General features: G+C 70.0%; 8 protein-coding genes. 1 reads left to right on the forward strand and 7 read right to left on the reverse strand.

Annotated features, from left to right (window positions below; genetic code table 11):
• Positions 1 to 109: 109 nt before the first annotated feature.
• From IH13_RS0121985 to IH13_RS0122005, 5 genes are all read right to left on the reverse strand, one after another.
• Positions 110 to 1,930 carry an ABC transporter ATP-binding protein gene (locus IH13_RS0121985; RefSeq protein WP_082317671.1) on the reverse strand — a complete coding sequence of 607 codons (1,821 nt, stop codon included), beginning with the start codon at positions 1,928 to 1,930 and terminating at the stop codon, positions 110 to 112.
• Positions 1,931 to 2,342: 412 nt separating this feature from the next.
• On the reverse strand, positions 2,343 to 2,864 hold the full coding sequence (locus tag IH13_RS0121990; RefSeq protein ID WP_031087037.1) for a nucleoside deaminase: 522 nt from the start codon (positions 2,862 to 2,864) through the stop codon (positions 2,343 to 2,345).
• A 702-nt stretch (positions 2,865 to 3,566) separates the two neighbouring features.
• Positions 3,567 to 4,376, reverse strand: a complete 810-nt coding sequence (xdhC, locus tag IH13_RS0121995) for a xanthine dehydrogenase accessory protein XdhC (protein WP_031087040.1) — start codon at positions 4,374 to 4,376, stop codon at positions 3,567 to 3,569.
• Between the two features lie 18 nt (positions 4,377 to 4,394).
• The gene (gene xdhB / locus IH13_RS0122000) at positions 4,395 to 6,836 is read right to left on the reverse strand and encodes a xanthine dehydrogenase molybdopterin binding subunit (RefSeq protein ID WP_031087042.1); all 2,442 of its coding nucleotides are present in this window, start codon (positions 6,834 to 6,836) and stop codon (positions 4,395 to 4,397) included.
• Positions 6,833 to 8,290 carry a xanthine dehydrogenase small subunit gene (locus tag IH13_RS0122005; protein ID WP_031087043.1) on the reverse strand — a complete coding sequence of 486 codons (1,458 nt, stop codon included), beginning with the start codon at positions 8,288 to 8,290 and terminating at the stop codon, positions 6,833 to 6,835. Before IH13_RS0122005 ends, xdhB begins: the two co-directional genes overlap by 4 nt.
• 506 nt (positions 8,291 to 8,796) lie before the next feature.
• Between IH13_RS0122005 and thpR the strand changes: the two genes are divergently transcribed.
• The gene (gene thpR, locus IH13_RS0122010) at positions 8,797 to 9,381 is read left to right on the forward strand and encodes an RNA 2',3'-cyclic phosphodiesterase (RefSeq protein WP_031087045.1); all 585 of its coding nucleotides are present in this window, start codon (positions 8,797 to 8,799) and stop codon (positions 9,379 to 9,381) included.
• Positions 9,382 to 9,504: 123 nt separating this feature from the next.
• Here thpR and IH13_RS0122015 read toward each other — a convergent pair whose 3' ends face one another.
• Together IH13_RS0122015 and IH13_RS0122020 are read right to left on the reverse strand one after the other, a co-directional pair.
• A complete protein-coding gene (locus tag IH13_RS0122015) occupies positions 9,505 to 10,095 on the reverse strand; it encodes a hypothetical protein (protein ID WP_234433354.1) in 591 nt (196 codons plus the stop codon).
• 93 nt (positions 10,096 to 10,188) lie between these two features.
• Entirely contained in the window at positions 10,189 to 11,634 is a 1,446-nt protein-coding gene (locus tag IH13_RS0122020) for an MFS transporter (protein WP_031087049.1), read from the reverse strand.
• Positions 11,635 to 11,787 lie beyond the last annotated feature (153 nt).

Raw genomic sequence — 11,787 nt, forward strand, 5'->3', positions numbered from 1 at the left:
TGCCAGCCCGCTCAGAGATGTGTATAAGAGACAGGCCCTTGCCGGTGCCTGCCACCGGGAAGGGCCGCGCGGGATGGATGAGGGTGTCCCCCACATCCGCTCGCCTGCCTCAGTGCAGTTCGGCCTCCGCGACGGTCTCGTCGAGGAATCCACCCGACTGGTGCTGCCAGAGCTTGGCGTAGGCGCCGCCCGTGGTGAGCAGTTCCTGGTGCGTGCCCTGTTCGACGATGCTGCCCCGGTCGAGGACGACGAGCTGGTCCATGGTGGCGACGGTGCTCAGCCTGTGCGCCACCACGAGGGCTGTCCGCCCGTCCATGAGCCGCCACAGGGCGTCCTGGACGAGGATTTCGCTCTCCGAGTCCAGAGCACTGGTCGCCTCGTCGAGGAGCAGGACCGGCGCGTCGCGCAGGATGGCGCGGGCCAGGGCCACCCGTTGACGCTGACCGCCGGAGAGCTTCACGCCACGCTCACCCACCATCGTGTCGAAGCCGTCGGGCAGCGCGTCCGCGAACTCGGTGACGTGCGCCGCCTCCGCCGCACGGCGGATTTCGGCCTCGGTGGCCTCGGGCCTGGCGAACGCGATGTTCGCCCGCAGGGTGCGGTGGAACATCGCCGGGTCCTGAGGCACGTAGGCGATCAGACTGCGCAAGTCGGCCCGGCGCAGTCTGCTGATGTCCTGGCCACCGATGAGGATCCGGCCGCCCTGGATGTCCGTCATGCGCAGCAGCAGCCTGGACAGGGTCGTCTTGCCCCCGCCGGACCGGCCGACGAGACCGAGCTTCGCGCCGCTGGGTACGGTCAGGTCCAGGCCGTCGAAGAGGGTCGGTGCCCCCGCGTGAGCGAAGGTGACCTTCTCGAAACGTACGTCCGCCGTCTCGCGCAACAGCGGTTCGGGGGCCGGCGGGTCGAGCACGGTGGGCGGTTGCAGCAGCAGTTCGGTGAACTGCGCGGCTTCCGTCATGGAGCTCTCCAGCCGGCGGTAGATCTGGTTGAACTCGAACATGATCCGTGTGGCGTTGGCGTAGTAGGTGAAAGCGACGATGACCGCTTCCACACCGAGTTCTCCCCCTGCCAGCGAGACGGCGAGCAGCACGCCCACCACGTTGGTCAGTACGGACATCGGCGCGACCAGGGTGTCGATGCGCAGGTTGCCGTAGTCCCAGGAACGCAGCGTGAGCCGGCGTGAGCGGGCCACACGGGAGCGGTGCTCGGCGGCCTCGCGTTCCTCCGCGGCGAACGATTGGACCGTGTCCATGTTCATCAGGCTGTCGGCGACATGGCCCGACACCTGGGCGATGGCCTGTTCACGCTGGGCCACCAGTACCTGGCGGCGTCGGATCAGCGGCGTCACGCACAGTGCGGTGAACCCGATCAGCGTCAGCAGGCCCACCACGAGCAGGGGGTCGTACTGCCACAGCACCACCGAGGCGAAGATGAGCGGGACGAAGTTCCCCATGACCGAGAACGTCAGCGTGTCGATGAACGCCTCGAACCGGGACGCGAAGCTCGACACCCGCTTGGTGAGCGATCCGGCGAAGTTGTCGTGGAAGAACGCCGAGTCCTTCGCGAAGAGTTCATCCATGCCGATCACGTACAGGTGCTCGATGCCACGGGCGTCGAGACGGTTGAGGCAGTGCAGCCCGATGCGCCAGAGCAGCTCGGCGAAGAGCATGACGCCGGCGAAGCCGAGGACGTACGGCAGCGCGGGGCCGATACCTCCGTCGCCTCCGTCGCCGTCGGCGACCTGGCCGACGAGTTTGGCGACGATCAGCGGAGCAACGTAGTAAAGACCGATGTTGCCCAGGGCCGGGAGCAGCATCGCCGGTGCCGTCAGCCACCGGAGCCGCGTGAGTTCCCGTCCGTAGTAGCGAAGCGCGAGGAGTACCGAACCCTTGCTCGGTAGGCCTTCGCTTGATTTCGTTGATTCCATCGGCGACCCGTTTCGTCCCGGCGGCAGGTGAGCAGGCGGAGTCTCCCGCGGGGAGCCCTGCCGGGTCCAAGGGTTTTTGTCCAGTTCTGTCACCGGTGCACACTTCCGGACCGGCAGAGGGCACGGGAGAAACGCGCCGCGCGGCCGGTCCGGCCGCTCACCGACCTTTGCCCTGCCGCTGTGGGACACCGCCATGGTGCCTGGGGCGAGCCCTTCGTCCTCCGGCCGGCCGCCGGAAGGGGCAGCAGAAAAGTTGGCCGGATCAGGACGTCGAGGCCCTCCCAGGAGAACTGACCACCACCCTGGTCAACGACCGCTGCACATCTGACGGCTCAGCCGGTACCCGGACGCGGTACGGCGGCCGTGGCGTGGTGCCTCGGGTACTTGCGGACGGATTCCACGGCGCTTCGTGTCAGTAGGCGATGCGGTCGGCTTTGGCCAGCCATGTATCGAACGGCTCTGTGCGGTTGGGCAGGTCCAGGTGCTCGATCTCCAAGGGCCAATCGGATCCGGGCTTCTTCTCGAACAGATCGTAGAACTTGCGGTCGTCGAAGCCACCCGCCGCGGCGTCGTGCCGGTCCGCGGAGTAGACGATCCGGTCCACGCGCGACCACAGGGCGGCGGCCAGGCACATCGGGCACGGCTCGCAGGACGTGATCAGCACGCAGCCCTCCAGGGAGAAGGTGTTCAGCACCTTGCAGGCGTTACGCAGGGCGCTGACCTCGGCGTGAGCAACGGGGTCGAGGGTGGAGGTGACCTGGTTGTTGCCGGTGGCGACGACCTCGCCGTCCTTGGCGACCAGGGCGCCGAACGGACCGCCGCCCCTGTTCACGCTGGTGATGGCCAGGGAGATCGACTGTTCCATCCAGGCGCGCTCGAAGTCCCGGCTGTCCGCCTTCGGCCGGCTACTCGTCTTCTCGGGTTGCGTGGTCATGATCGCTCCTTCGCGGAGGTGGATGGATGGGTGTGTCTCGGTCGGCCGTCACCCGCACCGGAGGCCGCGGACAGCGGGTGAGGCGCAGCCGGTCGGCGTCGAGCCGTTCCGGCGGGACGGTCGGTTGGGTGACGTCCTGGATCGATGACGTTGCGGATGGCGTTCGACGGCAGCCGGAGCGGCGGGGGTGAGGGTCGATCTCCCTGCCGAGGGGGTGGGGCGGGCCGGGCAGTGTCCTGGTCACGGCGTTCCCCTGGTTCGGAGACGTCCAGGTACCGGAAGGGTCGGGCAGGGCGGCGAACCGGCTGTGCCCCTTCGGGCCCGGGCCCTCACCGCCGTGGTTCCGTGGGAGGAGAGGAGGTGTCCGTGAGTCCATCTCCTTCCGTGAGGTGCTGTGAGGCGCTGTGAGGCTCCGTGGGGCATCACGCCCGCCGCGTTGCCGGTGGTGATGACGAGTAGACAGGCAACGAAGTGAAGTCAGCCAGGCGTCGAAGACACGAAAGCGGTCACCGAACGAAAGGCAATCTTCATAGAGAGCTACAACAGCCGATCGGTTCGCGCCAAGAGGAACCTCCGAAGGACCGCCCCCCGGACGATCTGCAGTGATCGGGGCTCGGTTCAGGGCCCGCCCCTCGACGCGCGTCTGCCCTGCCCGCCCGGCAGCCGGCCGCGCAGCTGCCACGTCCGCCCGGGTGGAGCCTCTCAGCTGCCCTCGGTCTCGAAGGTGCGCAGCAGATCGGCAGCGACGCTGACGGCGATGGTGGCGGGTTCCTTACCGGTGATGTCGGCGAGTCCGATCGGGGTTTTGATCCGGTTGATGGCTGCCTCGTCGTGCCCTCCTTCGGTGGCGAGGCGTTCACGGAACCTCACCCACTTGGCCGCTGACCCGATCAGCCCGATGGAGCCGAGATGCGTGGTGCGCAGGGCTGCGTCGCACAGAGCGGCGTCCTCTGCGTGGTCATGGGTCATGATCAGGGCGTGGGTGCCGTACGGCAGCTCCGCCAGTACCTCCTCGGGCAGCAGCGGTGTGTGGTGCACGTGCACCTTCGCCACCGCGTCCGTCAACGCGCCGAGCCGCCCCTCGGTGAGGAGGTCGGAGCGGGTGTCGACCAGGTGCAGGTCGAGATCCTGACGTGCCAGGATGCGCGCCAGTTCCAGCCCGACGTGCCCCACGCCGAAGATCGCCACAGCCCGTACCACCGGCAACGGTTCGAGCAGCACCGAGAGCGTTCCGCCACAGCACTGCACGCCATGCCGATTGGTCACCTTGTCGTTCAGGGCGAAATCGATGAGCTCCGGCTCCGGCTTGGACGCGGCGATCACTTCGCGGGCCCGTTCGATCGCGACGGCTTCGACGTTGCCACCGCCGATCGAGCCCCATGTCTCGGTCCGGCCCACCACGAGTTTCGCGCCGGCGTCCCGCGGGGCGTGGCCGCGCACCGTCGCGACGGTCACGAGCACGCCGGGCTCCCGGCGCGCTCGCAACCGTGCGACCGCGGCGATCCATGTCATGTCAGGCACCCCGTCATGTCAGGCACCGTTCAACGCCTTCGCGCCGGCTCGGGGCTCGGCGTCGGCGGTGTTGCCGTACCCCGCGCCGCTGTTGACGGCGAACCCCTTGTCGTCATGGCCACCCCGGGGCGCACCGCCCTGGCGGGCCTGTTGGATCGCCCAGTACACCGCCTCCGGTGTCGCGGGCGACGCCAACTCGACGCCGACGCCGCTGGGCCCGAACGCGGCGGCCGCCTGACGCAAGGCCTCTCGTACCGAGAACGCCAGCATGAGCGGGGGCTCCCCCACGGCCTTGGATCCGTACACCGCGCCCTCCTCGGTGGCGTTCTCCAGAAGCGTGACGTTGAACTCCTCGGGCATCTCCGAAAAGCTCGGCAGTTTGTAGGTGCTGGCCGCCTGGGTCAGCAGCCGGCCACGGTGCGGCCCGTCTGTGGTGTCCCAGCGCATGTCCTCGAGCGTCAGCCAGCCCGCACCCTGTACGAAGCCGCCCTCGATCTGACCGATGTCGATCATCGGGGACAGGCTGTCGCCGACGTCGTGCACGATGTCCACCCGCCGGATGCGGTAGGCCCCGGTGAAGCCGTCCACCTCCACCTCGGCCGCGGCGGCGCCGTGGGCGAAGTACTTGAACGGCGCCCCCCGGAACGTCGTCGCGTCCCAGTGCAGCCCCTCGGTCCGGTAGAAGCCGGCCGCCGACAGCTGGACCCGCTGGAAGTACGCGGTGCGCACCAGGTCGTCCCAGGCCAGCTCCTCGTCGCCGCCCAGGGTGCGCGCCACACCCTCGACGATCCGTACATCGGCGGCGTTCGCGCCCAGTTGGGTGGCGGCCACCTCCGACAGCCGCTCGCGCAACTGTTCACAGGCGTTCTTCACCGCCGCGCCGTTGAGGTCCGCACCGGAACTGGCCGCGGTGGCAGAGGTGTTGGGCACCTTGTCGGTCCGCGTCGGGGCCAGTCGCACCTTGTGGAGCGGGATACCCAGGGTGGTCGCGGCCACCTGCAGCATCTTGGTGTGCAGGCCCTGGCCCATCTCGGTGCCGCCGTGGTTGATCAGGACGGATCCGTCCTTGTAGATCAGCACGAGGGCGCCGCCCTGGTTGAAGGCGGTGAGGTTGAACGAGATGCCGAACTTGATGCCGGTGATCGCCAGTGCCCGCTTGGTGTGCGGGTGCGCGGCGTTGAAGGCGGCGATCTCGCGTCCGCGGCCGGCGATGTCCGCGTCGTCCTGGGTCTTCTTCCAGACGGCGGAGATGCGTTCGGGCTGGACGACCGGCTGTCCGTACGGTGTCGACTGGCCCTGCTGGTAGAAGTTGCGCTCCCGCAGCTCCATCGGGTCCAGGCCGAGCAGCGGTGCGCACCGGCCCATGATGTCCTCGATCACCAGCATGCCCTGGGGGCCGCCGAAGCCTCGGAAGGCGGTGTTGGACACCTTGTTGGTCCTGGCGATGCGTCCGGCGATACGCGCGTTGGGCAGCCAGTAGGTGTTGTCGATGTGGCACAGTGCCCGGGCCACCACCGGCTCGGAGAGGTCCAGGCTCCATCCGCCGTCCGCCGTCAGGGTGGCGTCCAGGGCCCGGACACGGCCGTCCGCGTCGAAGCCGATCTTCCACCGGGCGTGGAACCCGTGCCGCTTACCGGACATGGTGAGGTCCTGGGTCCGGTTGAGCCGCAGCCGAACCGGTCGGCCGGTGAGTCTGGCACCGAGCGCGGCGACGGCCGCGAACCCGTGCGGCTGCATCTCCTTGCCGCCGAAGCCGCCGCCCATCCGCAGGCACTGCACGGTCACCTCGTGGCTGTGCAGGCCGAGTACATGGGCGACGATCTCCTGCGTCTCCGAGGGGTGCTGGGTACTGCTCTGGACGAACACCTGCTCGGCCTCGTCCACATAGGCCAGCGCCGCATGGGTCTCGAGGTAGAAGTGTTCCTGGTCGGAGAACTGCAACTCGCCGCTGAACACGTGCGCGGAGTCGGCGAAGCCCGCGTCGACGTCGCCGGTCAGCATCACGGGCCTAGCGCCGTGGAAGCTGTCGGCCGCGATCGCCTCCTCCAGCGTGATCAGTGAGGGAAGCTCGTCGAGTTCCACCTCGACCGCCGCCGCGCCGAGCCTGGCCGCTTCGAGGGTCTCGGCGAGCACCCAGGCGACCGCGTGGCCGTAGAACATGACCTCGTCGGGGAACAGCGGTTCGTCGTGCTTCATCCCGGCGTCGTTGACGCCGGGCACGTCGGCACCGGTCAGCACACGCACCACACCGGGCACGGCGAGCGCGGGCCCGGTACGCAGAGCGGTGATCCGGCCGTGGGCCTTCATCACCTGGACCGGGTGGGCGTGCAGCACGTCCTTGGTGCGGCAGACCAGGTCGTCGGTGTAGAGCGCGGTGCCGGTGACGTGCAGGGCGGCGCTCTCGTGCGGCATCGGGACGCCGACGAGGGGCTTCTCGGGCCGTTCGGACAGATGACTCATGACGACACCGCCTCGGTGGTTCGCGCGTACAGCTTCCGCAGGCTCTGGCCCAGCATCGCGGAACGGTAGAGGGAGCTGGCGCGGTGGTCGCTCATCGGTGTGCCTTCACCCCGCAGTTCCCGGGCCGCTGCGTCGACCGTCTCGGCCACCCACGGCTCGCCTTCCAGGGTCGCCTCGGTGGCGAGGGCGCGGATCGGGGTGGCGGCCACACCGCCCAGGCCGATGCGCGCCTTACGGACGATCCCGTCCTGGATGTCGAGGGCGAAGGCGACCGCCACGCTGGAGATGTCGTCGAAGCGCCGCTTGGCGATCTTGTGGAAGGCGGCGACCGGCGCCAGCGGCAGCGGGATGCGCACCGCGCGGATCAGCTCGCCGGGGCGGCGCACGCTCCGCCGGTAGCCGGTGAAGTACTCCGCCAGGGGGACCTCCCGCTCACCGTCGGCGTCGGTGAGCACCACCGACGCCTCCAGCGCGAGCAGCGCCGGCGGGCTGTCGCCGATGGGGGAACCGGTGCCCAGATTGCCGCCGAGGGTGGCACCGTTGCGGATGAGCCGGGACGCGAACTGCGGGAAGAGTTCGGCCAGCAGCGGGACGCCGCCGTCGAGGCGCCGTTCGATCTCGGTGAGCGTCAGTGCCGCCCCGATCTCGATGCGGTCGGGGTCGATCCGCAGCTCCCGCAACTCGGGAAGCCGGTCGACGGCAACCACGCGATCCGCCCGGCGGGAGCGGATGTTCACCTCCACCCCCCAGTCGGTGGAGCCTGCGAGCACCACCGCGTCGGGCTGCTCGCGCAGCAGCCGCACGGTTTCGGCGAGGGTCTTCCTCCGCAGGAACACGCTGTCGCCCTGGGCGTGGTCGGTGGTGGCCGGGGCGGGCGGGTGCTGTTCGCGCCGCCGCGCCAGCGGATCGCCGTCGGTGGGCGTTCCGACGGCGAACGCGGCATCGCGAATCGGACGATAGCCGGTGCAGCGGCAGAGGTTTCCGCTCAGCGCGTGCAGGTCGAACCCGTTCGGACCGTGCTCGGCGTCGGTGCTGTCCGCCGCGTCCGCGCCGCGGTCGGGCCGGTAGTACTCGGCGGCCATGCTGCAGATGAATCCCGGCGTGCAGTAACCGCATTGGGAACCTCCGCGGACCGCCATCTCCTGCTGCACCGGGTGCAGGGTGGGAGGCGACCCGGGTGCGCCGGCGGTGGCGAGCCCTTCGGACGTGACGATCTCCTGCCCGTCGAGTGCCGCGACCGGGACCAGGCAGGCGTTGACCGCCACCCAGTCGGTGGGCTTGTCCACGCCGGGGCGGGCCACCAGGACCGAGCACGCACCGCACTCACCCTCGGCGCAGCCCTCCTTGGTGCCGGTGAGACCCCGGTCGCGCAGGAAGTCCAGCACTGTGGTGTGGGGTGCGGCCGGAGAAATGGGTGTTTCTTTTCCGTTGACCGTGATCCGCGTCGCTACCATGGCAGGCCTTCTTTTCGGTGCGCCATCGATCGATTCATCATGTTCGCCAATTTCGGGCAGCTTTCTGTGTCAACACGCGCCGCGGGGGAGCAGGAGTGAAACGGCACGCAGCAGCGGCGTACCGGAAAAAGCAGTGAGGGTAAACCTGGAAAGTGCCACGCCCGGGCACATCGAACGGCTTGCTCAGCAGCCGTGCGCGATCCGACCCGGGACCCAGACCGTGCGCTGGGCGAGGCGGCCGAGGTCGGAGATGGTGTACATCCGCTGGTCGCCTCCTTTTAGTGGTGACAGGTCGAGGAAAACAAAAAATTAGTGGCTGTGGCCGCACGGGTCAAGCAGTTGGTCTCGTTTTCTTGAAAAACCGGTCGGATTCGAGGCGGGGGCGCTACCGGGTATGAATCCGGTCGACGTGTGCCGTGAATGACGCGCGCCACCCGCCTCGGCGCCTTGGGTGCGGCCCCCACCCGCGCGACGGCCGTCGGCGCGGGTGGTGTACGAAGTCCTTCGTGAACGATCAGACCCTGTCCGAGACCGTCCGCGTCTTCGTGGCCCTTGCTCCGCCCGACGACGCCAAGGACGAGCTGGCGCAAGCGCTGCGGCCCGCCTATGACGCGTATCCGCTCATGCGGTGGAACCGCATCGAGGACTGGCACATCACTCTGGCGTTCCTCGGTGAGCTGCCGAGGCCGGTCGTTTCACTGCTGCGGCCGCCCCTCGCGCGGCTCGCGGCGCTCCACAGCCCCCTGCGCCTGGCCCTGCGCGGCAGCGGGCACTTCGACGAACGTGTGCTGTGGAGTGGGATCGGCGGGGACCTCGACGGGCTGCGGCTGCTCGCCGGGGAGGTGCGCGCGCTGGTCAGGGAGCACGGTGTGGCCTTCCCGGAGCGTCCGCTGAGCCCCCACCTGACGCTCGCCCGTTCCCGCCGCGGCGACACCTCCGCCACGGTGCGGGCCGCAGCGGGACTCTCCGCGTTCACCGGCCGCACCTGGCTGACCGAACGCCTGCACCTGGTCGGCAGCAACTCCGGGCGTGGGCCCGGGCCGATCCACTACCGCGACGTCGAAGCCTGGCGCTTCGGCGGCCCTGGCTGAGCTGCGAGCGCACCGTCCGGCCACCGGCGTCACCGCGCGTCGCCCGGCACCGGGCGACCCTGCCGCCAGGCCGGCCGGCGCGAAGGCCGCCCCCGGGGCGCCAGGTCCGACCCGCCTACGGCGTCAGCACGTCCGGGCGCTGTCCTGCGTGTACTCGGTGACCATCCACCGCCCGCCGTCCGACCGCTGTACCGTCGCGGTCGCCACGTACCGCCGCGGCTGACCGCTCGGCAGCGGGATGGGCCACCCGGTCGTGGTGTCCAGGGTCCGCCACTGCGACAGGTCCAGGCAGTCCTCGATCTTCGCCGTCCTCCGCGCGCCGGCCTCCAGCGCGGTCACCTCCGGCGCGTGTCCGAGATCGCCCCGGATCACCGTGTCGTTCTCCTTCATGCGGGTCAGTTCCCGCTCGAGTCCGCCCAACGCGTCGTGCGTCGCGTATCGCTTCAGGTCAGTGCCCTCCGTGGACGCCTGGCGATAGGCCTCCATCCGCTCGGCCCACATGGCGGTGTACGCCTCCAGCGCCGCCGCCCGGTCCGCCGCCTCCGGCTCCACCGGTGACGCGGAGACCGCGGGCCCGGCCGAGGAAGCAGCCGTGGGCGGCTTACCGTCGGCGGTCCCGCCACCGCCGCAGGCGGTCAGGGCGCCGGCCAACGCCGCGGTGGAACACAGTGCCAACACGCCCGCCGCGGGCCGTGCCCGTCGAAACGTCACCATCAGATCTCCATCGCTCACTGTCCGGTCCGGACACCGGACCAACGAGTGCCGCCCCACCAGGTCACCGGCCCTCCACCTGTTCCGGGCCATGGGTCACCCGTCGGTGTGCCGAGGTCCTTCCTTCGCGGGACCGATGCGGCGCAGGGAGCGGTCGGCGAGGGTCATCGCGAAGAACAGGATGCTGACGGCGAGCATGAACCAGGCGAGGTGGTGCAGGCCGCCGGTGGTGACGTGCTGCCCGAAGAAGGCCCCGTTGGCGGCGGAGGCGACGATGGCGCCGAGGTAGCCGAAGGTGCGCAGGAGCCCCGCGGAGGAACCGATGCGTTCGGCGTCGGCCTGGTGGTAGACGGAGTTCTGCAGGGCGATGCTGTTCAGTCCCTGGGGGACTCCGAGGACGATCACGACGGCCAGAAGCATCCACACCGGGCTGTCACCGTGCAGGAGGAAGAGCAGGGAGCAGGCGGCGATCTGACCGACCGCCCCGACCAGGAGCTTGCCGCGGACGGCTTGGTGCCGACCGGTGAGGGTGGACACCACGATCGCGACGGTGAACAGCGGGAGCTGCACCAGGCCTGCCTGGGAGGCGGACAGCCCGCGCCCCTCCTCCGTCCACTGGGTGTAGCCGTACAGGAAGGCGTACGTGACGATGTAGCAGAGCAGGGCCCTGCCGTAGGTGGCGACGAGCGGCAGGTTGCCGCCGAGCACGCGTACGTCGATGAAGGGCTGCCGCGCCCGGAGTTCACGCCAGGTGAATCCGGCCGCCGCGGCGGCGGTCAGGGCCAGGAGGTACCAGTCACCGGCCCCGGGATCCATGAGGAACAGCAGGAGGCAGACGAGCGCCGCGGAGAACAGGCCCATCCCCGGGAGGTCCAGGTCCTCCACGGGGCGGCGTCCGTCGTCGCGGCGGGAGGCGGGGGTCACCGGAAGGCGGCGGACACCGAGGTAGAGGCCGACCGCCGCCAACGGGATGTTGACGGCCAGAGTCGCACGCCAGCCGCCGACGGCGATCAGCAGCCCGCCGAGGCTGGGGCCGATGACGGCGATGGTCTGGGTGGTCACGGCGAGGGCGGTGAGAACCGCGGCGGGACTCTCCTGACCTGTGCGCCGGGCCTCGCTGCGGATGAGGTACATGGCAGCCGGATAGCCGGAGCAGGTGCCGAAGCCGAGGAGTACGCGTGCGGCGACGAGCACTCCGAGGTTGGGCGCGAACATGCCGAGGAGGCCGGCGACGCCGGTCAGCGCCGTGCCGGCCAGGAACAGGCGCCGGGGCCCGAAGAGGTCGATCAGCCGTCCCACGACGGGCTGTCCGATGGCGGTGGCCAGGTACAGGGCGGAGATGAGCCACGCGGTCCGGGAGGGCGGCGCACCCAGAGCGGCGCCGATCGGCACCAGGGAGACGGAGATGATGGAGGAGTTGACCGGGTTGAGCGCCGCCCCCAGCATCATCGGGGCCAGCAGGCGCCGGTCGAAGCCGCCCGCCGGGCCCTTGCGCCCGCCGGGGCGCAGCCTGCGCAGTACGCGGGTGAGGTGCCCCGTCATGACCGGACGATTCGTTCCGGCAGGTCCGTCGCGGCGAGCAGGGTGCGGCGCTCCTCCTCCGCGCACCGGTCCTCCGGGGCGCGGGCGGGCCACCCCTCACCGTCGCGGCGGCGGTCTGCGAGGAAGGTGTGGCCGCTGTCGGTGACGGAGACC

It is taken from the genome of Streptomyces sp. NRRL WC-3549 (assembly GCF_000721935.1).
Taxonomy (GTDB): domain Bacteria; phylum Actinomycetota; class Actinomycetes; order Streptomycetales; family Streptomycetaceae; genus Streptomyces.